Annotated in this window: 18 protein-coding genes; 4 read left to right on the top strand and 14 right to left on the bottom strand. The window is 70.4% G+C overall.

Going from position 1 to position 20,642, the window contains the following annotated elements:
• The first annotated feature begins 12 nt into the window (after window positions 1-12).
• The gene (locus BM004_RS20590) at window positions 13-2,748 is read left to right on the top strand and encodes a LuxR C-terminal-related transcriptional regulator (RefSeq protein ID WP_177206548.1); all 2,736 of its coding nucleotides are present in this window, start codon (window positions 13-15) and stop codon (window positions 2,746-2,748) included.
• A gap of 53 nt (window positions 2,749-2,801) precedes the next feature.
• On the opposite strand, the gene BM004_RS20585 is transcribed toward BM004_RS20590, so the two are convergent.
• From BM004_RS20585 to BM004_RS20570, 4 genes are read right to left on the bottom strand one after another with little or no spacing between them, the layout of a single operon-like run.
• On the bottom strand, window positions 2,802-3,371 hold the full coding sequence (locus tag BM004_RS20585) for a histidine phosphatase family protein (protein WP_093216233.1): 570 nt from the start codon (window positions 3,369-3,371) through the stop codon (window positions 2,802-2,804).
• Complete coding sequence (gene cobS / locus BM004_RS20580; RefSeq protein ID WP_093216230.1) at window positions 3,368-4,162, bottom strand: adenosylcobinamide-GDP ribazoletransferase; 795 nt, start codon at window positions 4,160-4,162, stop codon at window positions 3,368-3,370. Before cobS ends, BM004_RS20585 begins: the two co-directional genes overlap by 4 nt.
• 34 nt (window positions 4,163-4,196) lie before the next feature.
• Window positions 4,197-5,246 (bottom strand): nicotinate-nucleotide--dimethylbenzimidazole phosphoribosyltransferase, encoded by a 1,050-nt coding sequence (cobT, locus tag BM004_RS20575; protein ID WP_093216228.1) that lies wholly within the window; start codon window positions 5,244-5,246, stop codon window positions 4,197-4,199.
• Window positions 5,243-6,703 (bottom strand): cobyric acid synthase, encoded by a 1,461-nt coding sequence (locus BM004_RS20570; RefSeq protein WP_093216225.1) that lies wholly within the window; start codon window positions 6,701-6,703, stop codon window positions 5,243-5,245. Before BM004_RS20570 ends, cobT begins: the two co-directional genes overlap by 4 nt.
• Before the next feature lie 161 nt (window positions 6,704-6,864).
• Between BM004_RS20570 and BM004_RS20565 the strand changes: the two genes are divergently transcribed.
• Complete coding sequence (locus BM004_RS20565) at window positions 6,865-7,092, top strand: hypothetical protein (RefSeq protein WP_093129861.1); 228 nt, start codon at window positions 6,865-6,867, stop codon at window positions 7,090-7,092.
• A 100-nt stretch (window positions 7,093-7,192) separates the two neighbouring features.
• On the opposite strand, the gene BM004_RS20560 is transcribed toward BM004_RS20565, so the two are convergent.
• The 4 genes from BM004_RS20560 to BM004_RS20545 all read right to left on the bottom strand — a co-directional run bounded on the left by BM004_RS20560 (window position 7,193) and on the right by BM004_RS20545 (window position 14,305).
• Window positions 7,193-8,692 carry an efflux transporter outer membrane subunit gene (locus tag BM004_RS20560; protein ID WP_093216223.1) on the bottom strand — a complete coding sequence of 500 codons (1,500 nt, stop codon included), beginning with the start codon at window positions 8,690-8,692 and terminating at the stop codon, window positions 7,193-7,195.
• Between the two features lie 18 nt (window positions 8,693-8,710).
• Window positions 8,711-11,983 (bottom strand): efflux RND transporter permease subunit, encoded by a 3,273-nt coding sequence (locus BM004_RS20555; RefSeq protein ID WP_093216220.1) that lies wholly within the window; start codon window positions 11,981-11,983, stop codon window positions 8,711-8,713.
• A gap of 40 nt (window positions 11,984-12,023) precedes the next feature.
• Window positions 12,024-13,274, bottom strand: coding sequence for an efflux RND transporter periplasmic adaptor subunit (locus tag BM004_RS20550; RefSeq protein WP_093216218.1), 1,251 nt, complete (start codon window positions 13,272-13,274; stop codon window positions 12,024-12,026).
• Between the two features lie 146 nt (window positions 13,275-13,420).
• On the bottom strand, window positions 13,421-14,305 hold the full coding sequence (locus tag BM004_RS20545) for an alpha/beta hydrolase (RefSeq protein WP_093129857.1): 885 nt from the start codon (window positions 14,303-14,305) through the stop codon (window positions 13,421-13,423).
• A 182-nt stretch (window positions 14,306-14,487) separates the two neighbouring features.
• Between BM004_RS20545 and BM004_RS20540 the strand changes: the two genes are divergently transcribed.
• Together BM004_RS20540 and BM004_RS20535 are read left to right on the top strand one after the other, a co-directional pair.
• On the top strand, window positions 14,488-15,402 hold the full coding sequence (locus BM004_RS20540) for a LysR family transcriptional regulator (protein WP_093129856.1): 915 nt from the start codon (window positions 14,488-14,490) through the stop codon (window positions 15,400-15,402).
• A gap of 233 nt (window positions 15,403-15,635) precedes the next feature.
• Window positions 15,636-16,409 (top strand): flagellar brake protein, encoded by a 774-nt coding sequence (locus tag BM004_RS20535; protein WP_093129855.1) that lies wholly within the window; start codon window positions 15,636-15,638, stop codon window positions 16,407-16,409.
• A gap of 30 nt (window positions 16,410-16,439) precedes the next feature.
• On the opposite strand, the gene BM004_RS20530 is transcribed toward BM004_RS20535, so the two are convergent.
• The 6 genes from BM004_RS20530 to cbiB are packed head-to-tail and all read right to left on the bottom strand — an operon-like array spanning window position 16,440 to window position 20,621.
• Window positions 16,440-16,910: an OsmC family protein gene (locus tag BM004_RS20530; RefSeq protein ID WP_093129854.1), complete on the bottom strand. Its 471-nt coding sequence runs from the start codon at window positions 16,908-16,910 to the stop codon at window positions 16,440-16,442.
• Between the two features lie 53 nt (window positions 16,911-16,963).
• Window positions 16,964-17,515, bottom strand: coding sequence for a GNAT family N-acetyltransferase (locus BM004_RS20525; RefSeq protein ID WP_093129853.1), 552 nt, complete (start codon window positions 17,513-17,515; stop codon window positions 16,964-16,966).
• Window positions 17,516-17,550: 35 nt separating this feature from the next.
• On the bottom strand, window positions 17,551-18,279 hold the full coding sequence (locus tag BM004_RS20520; RefSeq protein ID WP_093129852.1) for an LrgB family protein: 729 nt from the start codon (window positions 18,277-18,279) through the stop codon (window positions 17,551-17,553).
• On the bottom strand, window positions 18,276-18,629 hold the full coding sequence (locus BM004_RS20515) for a CidA/LrgA family protein (protein ID WP_093129851.1): 354 nt from the start codon (window positions 18,627-18,629) through the stop codon (window positions 18,276-18,278). Before BM004_RS20515 ends, BM004_RS20520 begins: the two co-directional genes overlap by 4 nt.
• A gap of 19 nt (window positions 18,630-18,648) precedes the next feature.
• Window positions 18,649-19,650 carry an aminotransferase class I/II-fold pyridoxal phosphate-dependent enzyme gene (locus tag BM004_RS20510; RefSeq protein WP_093216372.1) on the bottom strand — a complete coding sequence of 334 codons (1,002 nt, stop codon included), beginning with the start codon at window positions 19,648-19,650 and terminating at the stop codon, window positions 18,649-18,651.
• Window positions 19,647-20,621, bottom strand: coding sequence for an adenosylcobinamide-phosphate synthase CbiB (cbiB, locus tag BM004_RS20505; protein WP_093216215.1), 975 nt, complete (start codon window positions 20,619-20,621; stop codon window positions 19,647-19,649). Before cbiB ends, BM004_RS20510 begins: the two co-directional genes overlap by 4 nt.
• Window positions 20,622-20,642: the final 21 nt, after the last annotated feature.

The following is a 20,642-nucleotide window of genomic DNA, read 5'->3' as shown; positions in this document are numbered from 1 at the left end:
AATTCACCAAAGATGCAACCTGATTTCTTACCCGCCGCGCCAGCGTTGCGCACCCGCAGCCGCCGCCTCCTGGTCCGACAGGGCTTGCTCGACCGGCTTGCCGGACCGGGCGAACGCCGGTGCGTGGTGCTCCAGGCACCGCCGGGCTTCGGCAAGAGCTCGCTGCTGCTCACCTGGCAGCGCCAGCTGGTCTCGGCGGACATCGACATCGCCTGGGTCCGCCTGGCCGCCCTTGCCGAAGGTGACCTGCAGTTCATGACCACCCTGATGTCGGCGCTGGCCGCCATCGACACCGCCATTCCCCGGGGCGCGGTGGCGCACGCGCGGCCCGACGCCGACGCCGTCGAGCGGCTGGTCATCGCACTGGTGCGCGGCATTGCGGCGCACGGGCGCAGGATCGTGCTGATCGTGGACGACGCGCACCGCGCCGAAAGCGGCAACGTGCTGAACGCGCTGCAGCTGCTGGTCGAGTACGCGCCGGCCAACCTGACCTGTGTCTTCGCCTGCCGCGACCACCTGCCGGTGACCATGGCGCACGCGCCGGTGTCCAAGACGGTGCTGGAGCTGCGCAACGAGGACCTGCGCTTCAGCCTGGCCGAGTCGCTCGAGTACCTGCGCATGCGGCTGCCCGACATCGACGAGCGCGCCGCCGCGGCCATCCACCTGCTGACCGAGGGCTGGCCGGCGCTGCTGCGGCTGGCCAGCGCCGACGTGCGCCGCCGGCGCGCAACGCCCTCGCCGCTGCTGCACGGCATGCCCGACCCCGAGCCGTTCGCGGCTTACCTGCGCGCCCAGGTGTTTTCGCGGCTGTCGGGCACGCAGCTGCGCCTGCTCACCCTGTGCGCCGCCACCGCCCGCTTCAGCCCGGCCCTGTGCGCCGACCTGGCGGGCGAGAGCCACGCCGCGCCGCTGTGCGCCGAGCTGCTCGAACCGCTGGTGCGCGACGGCCTGCTCACCGTCCTGCCGCACCGCATCGCCGACGAACGCTGGTGGCAGTTGCATCCGCTGGCGCGCAGCGTGCTGCTGCGGGACTTCGCGGCCTTGCCCGAGGCGCAGCGGCGCAAGATCCACGCGGCGGCCTGGGAATCGCTCGCGCTGCGCGGCATGCATCACGAGGCCGTGCGCCACGCGCTGGCCGCCGGCAACGGCGAGGCCGCCGCCACGCTGGCCGAGCGCGGCGCGCTGGCACTGTTCCTGCAGGGCCGGATGAACGAGGTGATCGGGCTGGTGCGCCAGCTCGACCCCGCCACGCTCGACACCAACCCCAACCTCCGTCTCTGGATGGCCTGGGTCGAGCTGGCCGACTACCGGCTCGACGACTGCGCGCGCGGCATCGCCCGGCTGCGCGCGGAAGCCGACGCCATCGAGCCGGCCATGCGCTACCGGCTCACGCTGCTGGACTGCCTGCTGGCCATTCGCAGCGACGACAACGACGCGGTCACGCGGTTGATGCCCGAGCTGCTCGAGGCGCCGGCGGCGGCCGACGACTTCGCCCTGGCCGGGCGGCGCAACGTGCTGAGCTGGCTGTACCTGCACCGCGGCGAGTTCGAGGAGGCGCGCCGCATCCAGCGCGACGAGCCTGCGCCCACGGTCGGCGGCGAGCCCGTCGTCGGCACCCTGTTCGGCTCGCTGGTGGGCCAGTGCCTGGTGGGCCTGTCGTACGCGGTCGAGGGCCACATGCACCGGGCCGAGCGCATCTACCGCAACGTGCTGCGCGAGGCGCAGGAACGCGGCGCGCACTCCGCCGAGGCCGCGCGCCTGACGGCCCAGCTGCTGGTGGAGGTGCTGTACGAGCAGCACGGCCCGATCGTCGCCGCGCGCTTCATCCAGGAGCAGCTGGGCACGCACGACGGGCTGATTCCCGACACCACGCTGCGCATGATCATCGTGTCGAACCGCGCGCAGCAGGCCGCCGGCCGGCTGCACGAGGCGCTCGCCCACCTCGCCCAGGCCACGGGCTTCCTGCAGCGCTACCGGATGGACCGGGCGCTGGCCTGCGTGCTGTTCGAGCGCCTGCGCATCGAGCTGGCGAGCCACGACATCGACGCGGCGCGCGCCTCGTTCCAGCAGATGGACGCGCTGCATGACCGCCACCCCGACGAGGAGCCACGCTCGCTGCGCCAGGTGTGCGACGTGCTGGCGCGCGCGCGCATCCTGATGGCGGTGCACGACGGCGAACTGCAGTTCGCGCTGGCAAAGATCGAGGCGCTGCGCGAGCGTTACGAGCAGCGCGGGCAGGTCAACCTCGTGGTCTCGCTGCTGCTGCACGCGGCCGAGGTGGAACGCAGGCTCGGGCGCAACGAGGCGTCGGCCGCGCGCGTGCGCTCGGCCCTTCGCCTGGGCCACCGGCTGGGCCTGATGCAGACCTTGCTGAGCGCCCACGACAACGCGCTGCAGCTGGTCCGCACGGCCGCCGCCGAGCCCCAGCTCGACCCGGTGCTGGTGTTCTACGCCGAGCGCATCGAAGCGCTGGCCCGGTCGCAAGGCGACGCAGCGGCCAACCCGCCGGCCGCGGCGCGCTTCCTGGAAGACCGCAGCGTGACGCGGCTGCTCACGCTGCGCGAAGCCGAGATCGCCGAGCTGCTGCTGCAGTCGCTGCCGAACAAGAAGATCGCGCTGACGCTCGGGCTCTCGCTCGACACCGTCAAGTGGCACCTGAAGAACATCTACCTGAAGCTGGACGCACACGGCCGCGACGCCGTGGCCGAGCGCATGCGGCACGAGCTCGCGCGCGACGGCAGGAAGTAGCTCGGGCCGACCACAGGCTGCCAACAGGCCGCCAACCTCCAAGCTCGAACGTCTTACCGCTCGAAGGTCAGCCAGCCGCCGAACGCCAGCTCGCCGGCCGGCCAGTCGGCCGCCGCAGCGGGGCAGCGCACGCCGCCGTGCAGCAGGGTCACGGCACGCAGCACGCCCGCGTGCGTGACCCACAGCGCATCGCCCTCGCCCGCCAGCCATTCGTCGTGCGCGGCCGCCACGCGCTGCATGAAGCCGCGCACGCTCTCGCCGCGACCGCCGGCGCGCCGGTCGGCAAAGTCGGCGGTCCAGGCCTCGAAGTCTTCCCGCGCAATGGCCGACCAGGGCTGCCCTTCCCAGGCGCCGAAATCCATCTCGGCCAGCCGCGCGTCGTGCTGCACCGAAAGATCGGGGCGCAAGGCCACGATGGCGTCGGCCAGTTCGGCGCAGCGCCGCAGCGGCGAACTGCGCAGCACGATGCCGGCGGGCAGCCGGTGCGCAATGCGCTGCGCCGCCGCCTGCGTCTCGTCCGCATGCGCGGCCAGGTTCGTCGCGCCGTAGCACAGGCCGGGCTCGGCGATCACCGGGGCATGGCGCTGCAGCCAGAGCGTTCGCTGGTTCGCCGCCATGCTCATGCGCCCCACGCCAGCGCGAGGTAGATCGCGAGTTCGCAGACCTGCTGCGTCGCGCCGAGCCCGTCGCCGGTGAAGCCCTGCAGGCGCCGCAGGAAGAGCCGCGCCATCCAGCCCGCCGCAAGCAGCGCCGCCAGCACGGCCGCGCCGACGTGCACCGGGTCGTGCGCGCACAGCAGCAGCGCCACCGCCGGCAGCGCCCACACGAAGGCGATGACCAGCGCGCCGCCGGTGATGGCATCCGCCAGCGGCTTGGCCTTGCTGGCGCCGCTGTCGCCCACATAGGGCAGCCAGCGAATCAGGAACAGCGGCATCAGCCGCGACAGCACATGCGCGCCGACGATGCCGATGGCCGCCGCCTGCAGCCCGCGTGCCGCGAGCGCGGCGAGCAGCGCGAACTTCAGGCCCAGCGCCAGCACCAGCGCCACCGCGCCGAAAGCGCCGATGCGCGAGTCCTTCATGATCTCCAGCGCGCGGTCGCGCCGGGCCGAGCCGCCCAGGCCGTCGGCCACGTCGGCCAGGCCGTCTTCATGGAAGGCGCCGGTCATCATCACGGTGGCAACGGTGCTGAGCACCGCGGCGACCAGGGCGCCCGCCACGCCGGGCAGGCCCATGCCGACGCCCATGAACACCAGCGCCGCCACCGCGCCCACCAGCCAGCCGATGCCCGGCAGGTGCGCCGCGCTCGCGCGCAGCATCTGCGGGCTGAAGCCGACCCACGCCGCGAGCGGCCCGGTCACCGGCACCCGCGTGAAGAACTGCAGCGCGAGCAGGAAGTGGCGAACGCCGTTCATCCGAGTCCCTTGCGAATGTTGTGAATGCGGCGCTTCAGGCGTCCTTGCGCGACACGCCCGCCGCCTCGAAGCTCGCCATCTCGCGCAGGATGCGGCAGGCCGACTCGAGCAGCGGCCAGGCCAGCGCACCGCCCGAGCCTTCGCCCAGGCGCAAGTGGAGGTTCAACAGCGGGTCGAGCCCCAGCCGCTCCAGCAGCAGCAGGTGGCCCGGCTCGGCCGAGCAATGCGCGGCCACGCAGCGTTGCGTGACATGGGGCTGCAGCGCCTGCGCCACCAGCACCGCCGAACTGGCGATGAAGCCGTCGAGCACGATCACGCGGCGCTCTTGCGCTGCCTGCAGCACCGCGCCGACCAGCGTGGCGATCTCGAACCCACCGAAGGCCGCCAGCGCGTCCAGCGGCGCCGTGGCCGAGGCGTGCAGCGCCAGCACCTGGCGCAGCACCTCGCGCTTGCGCGCCAGCCCCGCCGCGTCGAGCCCGGTGCCCACGCCGGTGCAGTCGTCGATGCGCAGGCCCGCCAGCCGCGACAGCAGCAGCGCCGCCGACGAGCTGTTGCCGATGCCCATCTCGCCCAGCAGCAGCGCGTTGCCCGGCAGCGCGCGCACCACCTCGCGGCCGTTGGCAATGGCCTGCGCGCATTGCGCGGCGGTCATCGCGGGGCCGGCCGATGCGTCGGCCGTGCCTTCGGCGATGCGCCGCGACACCAGCCCGGGGCGGGCCTGGAAGTCGCGCCGCACGCCGCAGTCGACCACCGTGAGCGCCAGGTCGTGCTGGCGCGCGAGCACGCTCACGGCCGCGCCGCCGGCCAGGAAGTTCTCGACCATCTGCCAGGTCACGTCGCTCGGGTACGCCGAGACGCCGCGCGCCGCCAGGCCGTGGTCGCCCGCGCACACCAGCATCTGTGGCGCCTCGAGCACCGGGTCCTCGGTGCCCAGCACGGTGCCGATGCGCAGCGCCAGCGCCTCGAGGCGGCCGAGCGCGCCGAGCGGCTTGGTCTTGTTGGCCAGCTTTTCCTGCAGCCGGGCGGTGAGCACGGCGTCGGTCAGGTCGGCCAGGTCGGGAATGGCTAGGAGGGAATCGGTCATGCAATCAGTCCGGCGAGCACGCCGGCGTCGAAGTGGGTGTCGATGAAATCGGCCAGGCCGTCGAAGGTGGCGTCGAGCGTGGGCGCCGAGGCGCCGAACAGCGCATGCAGCGCGCCCGGGTCCTCGAACAGGCCATGAAGATAAATGCCGAGCACGTTGCCGCGCGCGTTCTGCCAGGCCAGCCCGTCGGGCATCACGGCCTGGCCGTCCTGCGCCATCTGCGGGTGGGCGGCGCTCTGGCCGTGGTGGATTTCGTAGCCGGCCACCGGCACGCCCGACAGCGCGCCCCAGGCGCCCGCCAGCTCGCCGAAGCTCGCGGCGCGGTGGCGCACGGTCTTCTCGCGTGCGAACACCGTCACCAGCGGCAGCAGGCCCAGGCCCGGCGCGTTGCCGTCGATGCCGTGCGGATCGACCAGCGCCTCGCCCAGCATCTGCAGCCCGCCGCAGATGCCCAGCACCGCGCCGCCACGCTCGGCGTGCGCGGCCACCGCGCGGTCCAGGCCCTGCGCGCGCAGCCAGGCCAGGTCGCCGCTGGTGTGCTTGGAGCCGGGCAGCACGATCCAGTCGGCGGCGGCCACGTCGGCCGGCGTGCGCGCCCAGACCAGCCGCACGCCCGGCACGTTCTTCAGCGCCTGGAATTCGTCGAGGTTGCTGATGCGCGGGTAGGCCACCACGGCCACCGTGCGGGTGACCGTGCCGCTCGCGCGGCTTCGGTCGTCGAACACGCCGTCTTCCTCGGGCAGGCCGTGCTGCCACCACATCGGCAGCGTGGCCACGGTGGGCACGCCGGTCAGCGCCTGCAACTGCTGCGGCGCGGGGGCCAGCAAGGTGGCGTCGCCGCGGAACTTGTTGAGCACGAAGCCGCGCAGCAGCGCCCGGTCGACCTCGGGCAGCAGCGCCCAGGTGCCGTACAGGTGGGCGAAGGCGCCGCCGCGATCGATGTCGGTCGCCAGCAGGCAGCGCGCCTGGGCGTGGCGGGCGATGCGCATGTTGACGATGTCGCTGGCCATCAGGTTGATCTCGGCCGGCGAACCCGCGCCCTCGATGACGACCACGTCGTTCTCGGCGCGCAGCTCGTCCAGCGCCTGCGCGATCTGCGGCCACACGCGCTCGCTGCGGCCGCGCCAGGGCAAGGCCGACAGCTCTTCGCTCACCTGCCCCATCAGCACCACCTGGCTGTGGGTGTCGCGCTCGGGCTTGAGCAGCAGCGGGTTCATGCGCACGTCGGGCACCGCGTTGGCGGCCAACGCCTGGAAGTACTGGGCGCTGCCGATTTCGCCGCCGTCGACCACGCGGGCGTTGTTGCTCATGTTCTGCGCCTTGAAGGGCGCCACCTTCAGCCCGCGCCGGGCGTACCAGCGGCACAGTGCCGTGGCCAGCCAGCTCTTGCCGGCCCCGCTGGTGGTGCCCAGCACCATCACGGCCTGCGCCGGCCCGCTCTTTACCGTTGAACTCATCGGCGGATTGTCGTTGAGCGCCCCCCAAGCCCGTTCAGGCGCGCAGGGCCGACGAAATGCGACATCTTTCACACATGGAGCCTTGCAAACGCATCCGATGAATCCAAAAGTAGCTTTATTGCGTACATATGGCTTGAACAACGCATAGCACCCAGGGACCCATGCCAGCCTTGAACGATTTGGCGCTTGCCATCGAAGAACGCGAACCCGGCCAGTTTTTCTGGACCTTGCTCGAAGCCCACCATGGCGGCGAGTCGTCCGAAACGCTGGACTACCGCGTCTACCGCGTCGCGGACAAGCCGCAGACCAGCTACTCCAACGCCCTGGCCATGGGCGTGGCCGAGCTGAAAAAAATAAGCGCCGCCGCAGGCCCGGCCACTCAAGGCTGAACCCGCGACGGCGCAAAGACCGCCTTGCGGCTTTCAGGGTTTCAATCTTTCTCGTCGGCTTTCCGTCGAAATTCCGTCGCGTGTCCCGTTCGCCGGCCGCTCAGCGCGCGGCCACCGTCTGCGGACCGGCCGCGGCCGCCACCGGCGCCGGCACGTCCCAGCCCCCGCCGATCGCGCGGACCAGGCCCACGGCCGCCTGGTACTGGGCCGACTTCACCTGCAGCGCCTGGCGGCGGTTGCGCAGCTCGCTGCGGCGCGCGTCCAGCAGGTCGAGCTGGCTGATGTAGCCGTTGCGGTAGCGCGTGTCCGACAGGCTCGTGGCGCGCGCGGCCGAGGTCACGGCCTGCGCCTGCACCACCGACTGCTCCTGCAGGATGCGGATGGAGGCCAGTTGGTCTTCGACCTCCTGGAACGCCGTCAGCACCTGCGTGCGGTAGCTGGCCAGCGCCCCGTCGAGCTGCGCATTGGCGCCCTGCACGCCCGCCTCGCGGCGGCCGCCGTCGAAGATCGGCAGCGACAGCAGCGCACCCACGCCCCACGAGCGGGCCGACCACTTGAAGAGGTCGCCGATCTCGGGCGAGGCGTAGCCAGCGGCGCCGGTCAGCGAGATGTCCGGGAACCAGGCGGTCTGCGCCACGCCCACGCGGGCCTGCGCGGCCAGCACGGCGCTCTGCGCGGCCGACACGTCGGGCCGGCGCGTCAGCACCGTGGCCGGCACGCCGGGCGGAATGGACGGCAGCGCCGTCGACCAGTCGGCGCTGCCCAGCGCGAAGCTGGAGGCCGAATCGCCGACCAGCACGGCCAGCGCGTGTTCCACCTGGGCACGCTGGCGGTCGAGCGCGAGCGCGTCCGACTCGGTCGACGACACCTCGGTCTGCACGCGCGCCACGTCGAGCTCGGCGATGTCGCCGGCCTGCTCGCGGCGCTGCGTCAGGCGCAGCGTGTCGCGGTAGGCCTCGACCTGCTCGCGCACCAGCACGCGCTCGGCGTCGAGCGCGCGCAGTTGCAGGTAGGTCTGCGCCACCTCGGCCTGCACCGCCAGGCGCGTGCTCTGCAGCAGCGCCTCGCGGCCGGCCGCGTCGAGCCGGGCCGCGTCGCTGGCGCCCGAGAGGCGCCCGAACAGGTCGACCTCGTAGGAGAACGTGGCGCCCACGTTCGTCATGGTGCCCGGCCGGACGCTGGCCGAGGCCTTGTCCAGGCCCGCGCCACGGTTGGCGCCGGCGCCCAGGCCGATCTGCGGCAGGCGGTCGGCGTTGGCGCTGCGCGCCAGCGCGCGGGCCTCGGCCAGCCGCGCGGCGGCCGCCTGGATGTTGTTGTTGTTGATGTCGGCCTTTTCGACCAGCGCGTTGAGCGCCGGGTCGTTGAACGCCAGCCACCAGGCGCCGCGCGCCTGCGCCTCGGAAGGCGCGGCCCGCGTGAAGCCGGCCGGCGGCGCGACACCTTGATTGGCTTGATTGCCTTGCTCCTTGAACTGCGCCGTGGTCGTGATCTCGGGCAGGCCCGAGGGCACGGTGGCACAGCCGGCCAGCACCAGGGCGGCCATCAGCGGCAGCAAGGCGCCGCGAAGGGGCTTCACCAGAGGTTGTACTGAGAATTTCATGATCAGCTTTCTTCTCGATCAGTCATGCGAACCGTGCGAAGGACGCGGCGAGGCAGGCACCGGGTGCAGGCCACCGCCCGAACCGCCACTCGACGGCGCGGCAGGATGCTCGGCCGACACGAAGTCGTCGCCGTGCGGCACTTCGCCATGCAGCTTGAGCGGCCTGTTGCCCGCCAGGCGGCGCAACAGCACATAGAACACCGGCGTCAGGAACAGGCCGAAGGCCGTCACGCCGATCATTCCGGAGAACACCGCCACACCCATCGCCTTGCGCATTTCGGAGCCGGCGCCGGTCGACAGCACGAGGGGCAGCACGCCCATCACGAAGGCCAGCGAGGTCATCAGAATCGGGCGCAGGCGCAGGCGGCTGGCTTCGATGGCGGCCTGCACGGGTGTGCGGCCGGCAAACTCGAGCTCCCGTGCGAACTCCACGATCAGGATCGCGTTCTTCGCACTCAGCCCCACCAGCACGATCAACCCGATCTGCGTGAAGACGTTGTTGTCACCCCCCGAGATCCATACGCCCGTCATCGCGGCCAGGATGCCCATGGGCACGATCAAGATGATCGCGATCGGCAGCGTCAGGCTTTCGTACTGCGCGGCCAGCACCAGGAACACCAGCAGGATGGCCAGCGGGAACACCAGGAAGGCGGAGTTGCCGGCCAGGATTTCCTGGTACGTCAGCTCGGTCCACTCGAAGCTCACGCCCTTGGGCAGCGTCTCGGCCGCGATCTTGGTGATCGCGTCCTGCGCCTGGCCCGACGAGTAGCCCGGTGCCGGGCCGCCGTTGATGTCGGCGGCCAGGTAGCCGTTGTAGCGCATGGCGCGTTCCGGGCCGAAGGTCGAGTTGACCTTCATCAGCGCGGCCAGCGGCACCATCTCGCCCGAGGTCGAGCGCACCTTCAGCAGGCCCACGTCTTCGGCACGGGCGCGGTAAGGCGCGTCGGCCTGCACCCGCACGCTGTACGTGCGGCCGAACTTGTTGAAGTCGTTCGCGTACAGGCTGCCCAGGTAGATCTGCATGGTGTCGAAGATGTCCGTCACCGGCACGCCGAGCTGGCGGGCCTTGGTGCGGTCGATGTCGGCATACAGCTGCGGCACGTTGACCTGCCAGCTCGTGAACATGCCGGCCAGCTCGGGCGCGGCTTGCGCCTTGGCCATGAAGGCCTTCACCGCCGCGTCCATCTGGTCGTAGCCGACCGAGGCACGGTCTTCCAGCTGCAGCTTGAAGCCGCCCGTGGTGCCCAGGCCCGCCACCGGCGGCGGCGGGAACATCACGATGAAGGCGTCCTGGATGCTGGAGAAGGCACCGTTCAACTGGCCTGCCACCGCACCACCGCTTTGATCGGCGCGCTTGCGCTGGTCGAAGGGCTTGAGCGTGACGAACACGATGCCCGAGTTGGAGCTGTTGGTGAAGCCGTTGATCGACAGGCCCGGAAACGAGATGGCGTCTTCCACGTTCGGGTTGTTCTTGATGAGGTCACCCATGCGCTTGATCACGTCTTCCGTGCGGTCGAGCGTGGCGCCGTCGGGCAGCTGGGCAAAACCGATGAGGTACTGCTTGTCCTGCGCCGGCACGAAGCCGCCGGGCACCGCCTTGAAGAGGCCGAAGGTCACGGCGATCAGCGCCACGTAGATCACCAGCATCAGCGACTTGCGCGAGATCACGCTCTTCACGCCGCCGCTGTAGGCCTCGGAACCGCGATGGAACATGCGGTTGAAGCCGCGGAACAGCCAGCCGAAGGCCTTGTCCATGCCGCGCGTCAGCGCGTCCTTGGGCTGGTCGTGGCCGCGCAGCAGCAAGGCGGCGAGCGCGGGCGACAGCGTGAGCGAGTTGATGGCCGAGATCACCGTCGAGATCGCGATGGTCACCGCGAACTGGCGATAGAACTGGCCCGTGAGGCCGCTGATGAAGGCCAGCGGCACGAACACGGCCACCAGCACCAGCGCGATGGCGATGATGGGGCCCGACACTTCGCGCATCGCACGGTAGGTCGCTTCACGCGGCGTGAGGCCCGCCTCGATGTTGCGCTCGACGTTCTCCACCACCACGATGGCGTCGTCCACCACGATGCCGATCGCCAGCACCAGCCCGAACAGGCTCAGCGCGTTGATCGAGAAACCGAGGATGTGCAGCACCGCGAAGGTACCGATCACCGACACCGGCACGGCCAGCAGCGGAATGATGGAAGCACGCCACGTCTGCAGGAACAGGATGACCACGAGCACCACCAGCATGATGGCTTCGAGCAGCGTGTGGATCACCGATTCGATCGATGCGCGCACGAACTGCGTCGGGTCGTACGCAATGCGGTATTCCAGCCCTTCGGGCATGTTCTTGTTGAGCTCTTCCATCGTCTTGCGCACGTTGGAGGAGATGTCGAGCGCGTTGGAGCCCGGGGCCTGGAACACGCCCATGCCCACGGCCGGGTCGTTGTTCAGCAGCGAACGCAGCGAGTAGTCGGCGGCGCCCATTTCCAGCCGGCCGATGTCGCGCAGGCGGGTCACGGCGCCGTCGGTGCCGCTCTTGACGATGATGTCGCCGAACTCTTCTTCGCTCTGCAGGCGCCCTTGCGCATTGATCGACAGCTGCATGTCCACGCCCGACAGGCCCGGCGATGCGCCGACCACGCCGGCCGCGGCCTGCACGTTCTGCCCGCGGATGGCGGCCACCACGTCGGACGCCGAGAGGCCGCGCTGCGCGACCTTCTGCGGGTCGAGCCACACACGCATGGAGTAGTCGCCGCCGCCGAAGATCTGGACCTGGCCCACGCCTTCGATGCGCGCCAGCGGGTCCTTCACGTTCAGCACCGCGTAGTTGCGCAGGTAGTTGATGTCGTAGCGGTTGTTCGGCGAGACGAGGTGGACCACCATCGTCAGGTCGGGTGCGCTCTTGACGGTCGTGATGCCCAGGCGGCGCACTTCCTCGGGCAGGCGCGGCTCGGCTTGCGAGACGCGGTTCTGCACGAGCTGCTGTGCCTTGTCGGGATCGGTGCCGAGGCGGAACGTGACGGTGAGCGTGAGCACGCCGTCGGTCGTGGCCTGGCTGCCCATGTAGAGCATGCCCTCGACGCCGTTGATCTGCTCTTCGAGCGGGGTGGCCACCGTTTCGGCGATCACCTTCGGGTTGGCACCCGGGTACTGGGCGCGCACCACCACCGAAGGCGGCGCGACTTCCGGGTACTCCGAGATCGGCAGCCCGCGCAGCGCGATCAGGCCGGCTATCAGCATCAATAGCGACAGCACGCCGGCAAAGATCGGCCGGTCGATGAAGAATTTTGAGAGATTCATGTTGGTTCTCCGGCGGGCGCGGGTGCGCCCTCCTCCGAAATCAGGACTTGGCCGCTTCCGCGACGCGTTCCGGTTGTTGCTGCTTGGGGTCGGCCTTGGCGTCCATGGTCACTTGCTGCGGCGCCACCAGCGCACCCGGGCGGATGTGCTGCAGGCCGTTGACCACCACGCGGTCGCCCGCCGTCAGGCCCTTGCTCACGACACGCAGGCCGTTGATGGAAGCGCCCAGGGCCACTTCGCGGTAGACGGCCTTGTTGTCTTCACCCACGACCATCACGAACTTCTTGTTCTGGTCGGTGCCGATGGCGCGCTCGCTCACCAGCAGCGCGGTGTCGCTGCGGGCCTGGCCCATGCGGATGCGGGCGAACTGGCCGGGAATGAGCGCGCCGTCCTTGTTGTCGAACGAGGCACGCACGCGCACGGTGCCGCTGCGGGCGTCGACCTGGTTGTCGATCAGCTGCAGCTTGCCGGTGAAGGGCGTGCCGTCCAGGCCGGCGGTGCCCATCTGCACGGGAATGCTCTCGATCTGGCCGCGGGCGCTGGAGCCGCTCGGCAGGTCTTTGAGGGCGCGGGTGATGACCTGCTCGTCGGCGTCGAAGCTCGCGTAGATCGGGCTCACCGACACCAGCGTGGTCAGCACCGGGGCGCCCGGACCGGCCGCCACCAGGTTGCCCACCGTCACCTCGACCTTGCCGATGCGCCCCGACACCGGGGCACGCACCTGCGTGTAGCCCAGGCTCAGGCGCGCGGTCTGCAGCGAGGCCTGGGCCGCGCGCAGGTTGGCATTGGCTTCGCTGCCGGCGTTCACGCGCTCGTCGTACTCGCGCTGGGCAATGGCCTTGTCGTCCCACAGGCGCTTGGCGCGCTCCTGCTCGCTGCGGCTGAAGGACTGGCGGGCCTGGGCGGAAGCCACCTGCGCTTCGGCGCGCTCGACTTCGGCCGCGTACGGCGCGGGGTCGATGGTGACCAGCAGGTCGCCCTGCTTCACCAGCGCGCCTTCACGGAAGTGCACCGACTGCACGGCGCCCGCCACGCGGGAGCGCACGTCCACCCGCTGCACGGCTTCGAGCCGGCCCGAGAACTCGTCCCAGGCATTGATCTCGCTCGACGCCACGGTCGCCACCGACACCGGCGTGGCCGGGGGCGCGGCCGGGGCGTTGTTGGCCTCGGCCTTGAAACTGTGCATGCCCAGCACGGCGGCCGCCACGGCCAGCACCGCCGTCAGGCCGGTCACGGTGGGCCACAGCGCCTTGGGGGCGGTGGAAGACAGCTTTTTTTCGTTGTTCGACATGATGTTCGTCCTTCTCGATGACTTTTGGGATGCAACAGGCCACCCCGGCGCTTTTGGCACCAGGAGGCGAAATTCAGGAAAAAAAGGGCCCCCGCACGCTGCCGCGCTGGCAGCGTGTCGTTCAGGCAGCCGGGGTGGGCTGGGGACTAGCTGGGGTGGTTGGACGCCGAGGGCGGCGGCGTGGTCGCGCTGAAGAACTCACGGAAGTGCCGCTGCACCGTGGCCTCACAGGCCACGCAAGCCGTGTTCTCGGTGTCGTACAGCGCCTTGGGCCAGTTCGCGGCGCTGGGCAGCACGCTGCTCGTCACCTCGATGCCGGCGCCGCGCAGGCGGTTGGCGAAAGCCATGGCTTCGTCGTGCATCGCGTCGTCCGCGCCCACCAGCACCAGGGCCGGTGCCAGCGCGGCGAGCCGCAGCGAGCCGCTGGGCACCGCATAGGGGTGCGTCGCGTTCGACGGGCAGCTCAGGTACTTTTCCCAGCCGCTGGCCCAGCGGCATTCGCTGGCGTCGTTGGTGGCCTTGCGCAGCGAGGCGGTACCGGCGCACGGGTCGAGCATGGGCGACAGCAGGATCTGTCCGGCGATCGGCGGGTGCGCCCGGTCACGGGCGATCAGCGCCACCGCGGCGGCCAGGTTGCCGCCGGCTTCCTCGCCGGCCAGGTACACCTGGGCGCCCTTGCCGCCGAGCTTGGTGCGTTGCTTGTAGAGCCATTCGAGGGCGGCATAGCCGACCTCGATGGGTTCGGGGAACGGAGATTCGGGTGCCAGCGGGTAGGCCACCGACACCACCACCGCGCCCGCGCCGGCCAGCAGCCGGGCCACGTTGCGGCCGTTGTCCAGGCCGCCGCACACGAAGGTGCCGCCGTGGAAATGCAGCACCAGCGGCACCACGTCGCCCTTGGCCCGCTGCCCGTAGACACGGGCACCGACCGGCGCGCGGCCGGGCAGCTCGATCGACAGATCGGCTTCCACGCCTTGCGTGGCGGCGCGGATGGCAGCTTCGGCAGAAAGGGACGATGGAGCGGGGGACATGGGCGACCTCGGGGTATTGGGCGATGGTTGAAATATAAGGCGCCGCATGTGACGTTAAACAGGGTTGATGCCCCTACTCTGTTTCCAAACTGCTAACAATCGGATGGTCAACGGGGATTTGCCCGCATGTGTGAGAATCCGCGTCCCCCGGTGTGGGCCGGGTACCCCAGAACAGGCATTCGATGGATCAAATCCAGGCCATGCGGATCTTTGTCCGCGTCGTGGAAGCCGGCACCTTCACGCGGGCAGCGGACTCGCTCGCCCTGCCCAAGGGCACGGTCACCAAGCAGATCCAGGCGCTCGAATCGCGCCTGCGCGTGAAGCTGCTCAACCGCACCACGCGGCGCGTCACGGTCACGCCCGACGGCGCGGCCTACTACGAGCGCGCGGCGCGCCTGCTCAACGACTTCGACGACATGGAAGCCAGCATGACGAATGCGCAGGCCAACCCCACGGGGCGGCTGCGCATCGACATCGGCACCTCGGTGGCCAGGCTCATCATCCTGCCCCACCTGGCCAGCTTCTGCGACCGCTACCCCGACATCCAGGTCGACCTGGGCGTGAGCGACCGCACCGTCGACCTGATCAGCGACAACGTCGACTGCGTGATCCGCGCGGGCGAGCTCAACGACCAGTCGCTGGTGGCGCGGCGCATCGGCACGCTGCATTTCGTGACCGTGGCGTCGCCCGCGTACATCAAGCGCTACGGCATGCCGCAGCACCCGAACGACATCGAGAAGCGCCACGTGGTGGTGAGCTACTTCTCGGGCACCACGCGGCGCGTGTACCCGCACGAGTTCAAGAAGGGCGACGAGCACATCGAGCTCAACGGGCACTACCGCGTGTCGGTCAACGAGAGCAACGCGCACATCACGGCCGTGCTGGGCGGCTTCGGCATCTCGCAGTGCATCACCTTCATGGCCGAGCCGCTGCTGGAAAGCGGCGAGCTGGTCGAGGTGCTGCCCGACTGGGAGCGCGAGCCCCTGCCCATTCACGTGGTGTACCCGCCCAACCGCCACCTGAGCGCGAAGGTGCGCGCCTTCGTGGACTGGGCCGCCGAGCTGTTCGCGAAGAACCCGAGGCTGCAGCGGCGCTGACGGCCCGCTGAACGCGGGATCGGGAAGGCGGGATCGGGAAGGCGGATCGGAATTCGGAACCGGCTGTTTCAGCCGGCGTCGCGAATTATTTATCTCCGCCCCCTAAACTTTCGCCGGCTTCTGCCGCTATTGAGTGAGACCCCTGCCGGAAAGCGTTGCAATTTCCGGCCGACATGCGCGTGCCGCGGCTTCGACGAAGACCGCGTCCGCCAGAACAGAAATACCGCAAGCACATGGACACAGACCAGTCGAACGGCCAGACGGACGCGCCCGGCCCATCGCACGACCCGTCAGACGAAAGCACGAGCGAGTTCGGCCGCCGCAATCCGCTGGAAATCGGCGCGCGGCTGCGCAACCTCGCCAACGGCAGCGACTTCCTCACCGTCCAGTACGCGGGCGGCCAGCTGGTGACGCAGCTGCTCGACGTGGACGTGCACGCGCGCACCTTCATCTTCGACTGGGGCGCATCGGCCGAGCAGAACCAGGGCCTGCTGGCCGCGCCGCGCTGCCACTTCAGCGCCCAGCCGGACGGCGTGCGCGTCGAGTTCGCCACCGCCACGCCGCGCGAGACCCGCTACGAAGGGCTGCCCGCCTTCGAGGTCGACTTTCCCGAGCTGCTGTTCTACCTGCAGCGCCGCGAGTACTTCCGCGTCGACACGCCCGTGGTCGATGCCTACACCTGCACGGGCCGCTGGCCCAAGGGCGATGCGTTCCGCTTCGACGTGCACGACCTGTCGCTCGGCGGCGTCGGCATGCGCACCTCGGACGCGCGCGTGGCCGACCTGCCCATGGGCACGCTGCTGAAGAATTGCGAGCTGTCGCTCGGCGCGCTCGGCCGGTTCTCGCTCGACCTGGAACTCATGTCGTGCCGCCCCACCGCGCTGCCGAATGGCACGCGGCGCCATCAGCTGGGCTTTCGTTTCCTGGCGCTGCCGGGCAACGTCGAAGGCCGGCTGCAGCGCCTGATCACGCAGCTGGAGATGAAGCGCAACGCTCTGGTGCGCTGAGCGCGCTCGAACGGGGCGGCGGCCCCGCGGTCAGCCTGGGAACACGGGCTCGCAGCGCACCTCGGTCTTCACCGAATTCGCGATGAAGCACTCGTCGTGCGCGCGGTGGTGCATCTGCTCGATCTGCTCGCGCGTGGGCAGGCTGGCGCCCGAGAACCTCACCTCGGGGCGCAGCGTGACCACCGTCATCGCCATCTTTCCCTCGGCGTTCTTCTCCATCACGCCCACGGCCGCGTCGAAGTAGCGGTCGACCACGAACTTGCGCTTCACCGCCATCGTGAGGAACCACAGCATGTGGCAGTTCGACAGCGACGCCACGAACATCTCTTCCGGGTCGACCGCCGACGCATCGGACATCGGCAGCGGCACCACGTGCGGCGACGACGAGCCCGGCACCTGCGCGCCGCCGTCGAAGCGCAGCGTGTGCCTGCGGCTGTAGGTGTTGGCGAGAAAGTCCTGCTCGCCGCGCTCCCAGAGGATTTCCGCGCTGTACTGGGCCATGGTGCTGTTCCTTGTGTTCAGAAGCCCCGGACGCATCGACGGCGTCAGTGGCGTCAGAGGTAGATGTAGTAGCGGTACTTGGTCAGGCTGCCCTGGCTGGGCAGCGTGAGGAAACTCTCGGCCAGCATGCCGCCGTTGGCCACGATCACCTTCTGCGACGCGTGGTTGTCGGGCCCGGTCGTGATCTCGATGCGGCTCAGGCCCTCGCCGGCCGCCAGCATCAGCATGGCCTGCAGCGCGCGCGTGGCGTAGCCCTTGCGCCGCTTCCACGGCACCACGTTGTAGCCGATGTGCCCCAGGCAGTACACCGGCAGCGCGATGGTGCCGGGCTGCCAGCGCAGGTCGATGCTGCCGCAGAACTCGCCGTCCCACAGCCAGCACTTGTAGCCCGGCAGGCGCGGCACCTTCGTGCCGTCGGGCAGCGTGATGGGGTCGCCCTTCGCCTCGCGGTCCACCAGACTCGCGAGGAAGCGCGTGGCGTCGGCCTCGATGGCGGCGCGGTCTTCGGCGCCCGACTCGGGGCGCGACTCGTCGCGCGCCCAGCCGCGGTTCAGCGCCGACACGTAGCTCGCCAGGTAAGGCCGGGCCGGCCAGACGAGCTCCATCGGACGGGGTTCCGAGACGGACTTCGGCATGCGCGCTAGGCCCCCATCAGCTTCACGATGAGCGGCACCAGCAGCGCCGTGGCGATGCCGTTCAGCCCCATGGCCAGCGCCGAGAACGCGCCCGCCGTCTCGTTCACCTGAATGGCGCGCGCCGTGCCGATGCCGTGCGCCGCCATGCCGACCGCGAAGCCGCGCACCGCGGGCTCCTTGATGCGCAGCAGGTTCAGGAGGCCGGTCGCCATGATCGCGCCCGAGATGCCCGCAATGGCCGCGGCCACCGCCGCCAGCGACGGCAGCCCGCCGATCTTCTCGGCCACGCCCATCGCGATGGGCATGGTGGCCGACTTGGGTGCGAGCGACATCGTGAGCTCGTGCGAGCCGCCGAGCACCCATGAGATGGCGATGGCCGACGCGATCGCCGCGACCGAGCCCACGAGCAGCGCCACGCCGATGGGCAGCCACAGCCGCCGCAGCCGGCCGACCTGGCTGTACAGCGGCACGGCCAGTGCCACCGTGGCCGGGCCGATCAGGAAGTGCACGAACTTCGCGCCTTCGAAGTAGGTGTCGTACGGCGTGCGCGTGAGCAGCAGCACCGAGACGATGACGATCACCGACACCAGCACCGGGTTGACCACCGGGTTGCGCCCGCTGCGCGTGTGCAGCCACAGCGCGCCCAGGTAGGCCAGCAGCGTGAGCGAGAGCCACAGCAGCGGCGACTGGGCCAGGAACACCCAGATCTCGGAGAGCTTGGCGGGCGCGGTCATTCGGCGTCCTTGCCGGTGATGCGGATCATCCAGCGGAAGGTGAGCGCGGTCACGGTCATGGTGACGGCCGCGCCGACGATGCCCGCCGCCAGGAACGGCAGCCACTCGCGCCCCACCCGCTCGAAATGCAGCATCACGCCGGTCACGGCCGGAATGAACAGCAGCATCAGGTTGCGCAGCAGGTGGCCCGAGGTGTCGGTCAGCACCTGCGGCACGCGGCCGCGCACGAGCAGGCCGATGAACAGCAGCACCATGCCGATCAACGGGCCGGGAATGGGCAGGCCGAGCCACTGCACCAGCAGTTCGCCGGCGAGCTGGCAGAGAAAGAGCGTGGTGATCGCGTAGAGCATGGGGTGTCCGCAGGTCGGTTCAATGGTCGGCGCAAGCGCCCGCGCGTGTCCATCCCTCTTTCAAGGCATGTTGGCTGGCGGGCGGCAGCACCCCCAGCCGCACGTGGCCCGCCAAGCCGAAGGAGGCACAGTCGCGCAGCTTGATGCCTTGCGCGCGCAACGCAGCGGCCAGCGCGGGGTACGGCCGGTCGGTGCGCGCGCAGAAGAAGTTGGCGTCGCTGGGCAGGCAGTGCCAGCCGAGGGATTCGCAGAGCGCGCGTTGCTGCGCCTTCCACGCCCTCAAGGTGGCCAGGGTCTGTGCCAGCCAGTGCTGGGCCTCCGCGCCGGCCCAGGTCTGCAGCAGCGCAACGCCGTGCGTGCCCACGGGCCAGGAAGGGGCCAAGCGGTCGATGCGCTGCAGGAGGCCGGCGCCGGCATCGACGGGCGCGATGGCGTAGGCGGCGCGGATGCCCGTCAGGCCCATGGCCTTGTTGGGCGTCCACATCTGCCAGACGCGGTCGAGCTGCGCCGCACCCAGCGACGCCCTGCCCTCGAGGCGCAGCGGCGCGTAGGCCATGTCGAGCACGCAGACGCCCTCCGAGGCCGCCTGCTGCGCCAGGTCGGCCTGCGGCTGGCCCAGCGGGCTCGACGGCTCGCAGCACCAGCGCAAGGCGGCATCGGCATGCGGCTGCGGCGCGCGCGCGACCTGCAAGCCCCAGGCCAGTGCCGCGCGTTCGTAGTCGCCATAGCTGTGCGCGGGCAGCCACGTCTTGCGCCCGCCCTGCTGCATCACGGCGGCGCTGATGCGGTGGATGAATTCGCTGCCGCTCGCGGCGATCACGATGCGCGCCGCGTCCACGCCATGGAAGGCGGCGAGCCGGCCGCGCAGCGCCGTGTAGTGCGGGTCCGGGTAATGCGCGGCATCGGCCGCGCGCAATGCGTCCAGCACGGCCGGGCAGGAACCCACGGCATTGCCGTTGGTCGAGAAATCGTGCGGCGCGGCGCCCGAGGCGTCCGGTCCGCCGTGCACGGCGGTGCTCATGCCCATCTCCAGCCCGAGGTCGCCACGATCGCCAGCGTCGCGAAGAGGCCCAGCGCCAGCGCGGCCCGCTCGCCCAGTTGCGCGGTGCGCTGCATGTCCGCCGCGGAAGGCGCGCGGCCCTCTGCATTCAGCGCATACACGCCCGGCTTGGCCAGGCGCACGCCCAGCAGCAGCGCCATCGTCGCCATCGGCCAGCCGCTGTTGGGCGACGGCGTGCGGCGCGCCTCGGCGCACAGCCCCGCGGGCCAGCGCCATGCCGCCAATGCCAGCAGCAGCACGGTGAGGCGCGCGGGCACCCACGACAGCATGTCGTCCGCGCGCGCGGCCCATTTGCCGAGCCAGGTCCATTCGCGGCCGTTGCGCTCGCCGCGGTAGCCCCACATGGCATCGGCGGTGTTCGCGAAGCGGTAGAGCGCCGCGCCCGGCAGGCCGAGCAGCACGAACCAGAACACCGGCGCCACCAGCGAATCGTTGAGGTTCTCTGCGAGCGACTCGATGGCGCTTTCGCGCACCTCGCGCTCGCTCAGCCGTGAAACGTCGCGGCTCACCAGCCGCGCGAGCTGCCGGCGCCCGTCGTCCAGCGACACCGCCAGCGCGGCCTCGACCGCGAGCACCTCGTCGCGCAGCATGCGCCAGGCAAAGAGCGGCTTGAGCAGCAGGCCGAGGCCCAGCGCCATGGCCCACAGCGGGAGCCATTGCGCGACCAGCGTCTGCAAGGCCATGGCCACGCCCCAGACGCAGGCCGCGCCCACGCACCACGTCAATGCGCCGATGAAGAACATCGGAAGATCCGTTCGTTGCTCGTGGCTGGGCTGCGGTGCGACCTGCGCGCCGATCCAGCCGAGGTAGTTGCCCATCCACACGACGGGGTGCAGCGGCGCGGGCGGCTCGCCGAGCCAGCGGTCGATGGCCAGCGAGAGCCACAGCGCGGCGGCGACAGCGATGCCGTATTCAGGATTCAGGTGGGGCATGAGACCCGCCATTCTCGCGAA

It is taken from the genome of Variovorax sp. OK212 (assembly GCF_900112425.1).
Lineage (GTDB): Bacteria > Pseudomonadota > Gammaproteobacteria > Burkholderiales > Burkholderiaceae_C > Variovorax.
The sequence above is the reverse complement of the archived record's forward strand: the minus strand, read 5'-3'. Positions and strand labels throughout refer to the sequence as shown.

What these genes read in the sequence shown, in the direction of transcription:
- cobT (WP_093216228.1), bottom strand. Translation starts at nt 5,246, where the DNA reads ATGACCGATTCCCTCCTAGCCATTCCCGACCTGGCCGACCTGACCGAC.
- cobS (WP_093216230.1), bottom strand. Translation starts at nt 4,162, where the DNA reads ATGAACGGCGTTCGCCACTTCCTGCTCGCGCTGCAGTTCTTCACGCGG.
- BM004_RS20550 (WP_093216218.1), bottom strand. Translation starts at nt 13,274, where the DNA reads ATGTCGAACAACGAAAAAAAGCTGTCTTCCACCGCCCCCAAGGCGCTG.
- cbiB (WP_093216215.1), bottom strand. Translation starts at nt 20,621, where the DNA reads ATGCCCCACCTGAATCCTGAATACGGCATCGCTGTCGCCGCCGCGCTG.
- BM004_RS20565 (WP_093129861.1), top strand. Translation starts at nt 6,865, where the DNA reads ATGCCAGCCTTGAACGATTTGGCGCTTGCCATCGAAGAACGCGAACCC.
- BM004_RS20590 (WP_177206548.1), top strand. Translation starts at nt 13, where the DNA reads ATGCAACCTGATTTCTTACCCGCCGCGCCAGCGTTGCGCACCCGCAGC.
- BM004_RS20570 (WP_093216225.1), bottom strand. Translation starts at nt 6,703, where the DNA reads ATGAGTTCAACGGTAAAGAGCGGGCCGGCGCAGGCCGTGATGGTGCTG.
- BM004_RS20540 (WP_093129856.1), top strand. Translation starts at nt 14,488, where the DNA reads ATGGATCAAATCCAGGCCATGCGGATCTTTGTCCGCGTCGTGGAAGCC.
- BM004_RS20560 (WP_093216223.1), bottom strand. Translation starts at nt 8,692, where the DNA reads ATGAAATTCTCAGTACAACCTCTGGTGAAGCCCCTTCGCGGCGCCTTG.
- BM004_RS20525 (WP_093129853.1), bottom strand. Translation starts at nt 17,515, where the DNA reads ATGGAGCTCGTCTGGCCGGCCCGGCCTTACCTGGCGAGCTACGTGTCG.
- BM004_RS20520 (WP_093129852.1), bottom strand. Translation starts at nt 18,279, where the DNA reads ATGACCGCGCCCGCCAAGCTCTCCGAGATCTGGGTGTTCCTGGCCCAG.
- BM004_RS20510 (WP_093216372.1), bottom strand. Translation starts at nt 19,650, where the DNA reads ATGAGCACCGCCGTGCACGGCGGACCGGACGCCTCGGGCGCCGCGCCG.
- BM004_RS20545 (WP_093129857.1), bottom strand. Translation starts at nt 14,305, where the DNA reads ATGTCCCCCGCTCCATCGTCCCTTTCTGCCGAAGCTGCCATCCGCGCC.
- BM004_RS20515 (WP_093129851.1), bottom strand. Translation starts at nt 18,629, where the DNA reads ATGCTCTACGCGATCACCACGCTCTTTCTCTGCCAGCTCGCCGGCGAA.
- BM004_RS20555 (WP_093216220.1), bottom strand. Translation starts at nt 11,983, where the DNA reads ATGAATCTCTCAAAATTCTTCATCGACCGGCCGATCTTTGCCGGCGTG.
- BM004_RS20535 (WP_093129855.1), top strand. Translation starts at nt 15,636, where the DNA reads ATGGACACAGACCAGTCGAACGGCCAGACGGACGCGCCCGGCCCATCG.
- BM004_RS20585 (WP_093216233.1), bottom strand. Translation starts at nt 3,371, where the DNA reads ATGAGCATGGCGGCGAACCAGCGAACGCTCTGGCTGCAGCGCCATGCC.
- BM004_RS20530 (WP_093129854.1), bottom strand. Translation starts at nt 16,910, where the DNA reads ATGGCCCAGTACAGCGCGGAAATCCTCTGGGAGCGCGGCGAGCAGGAC.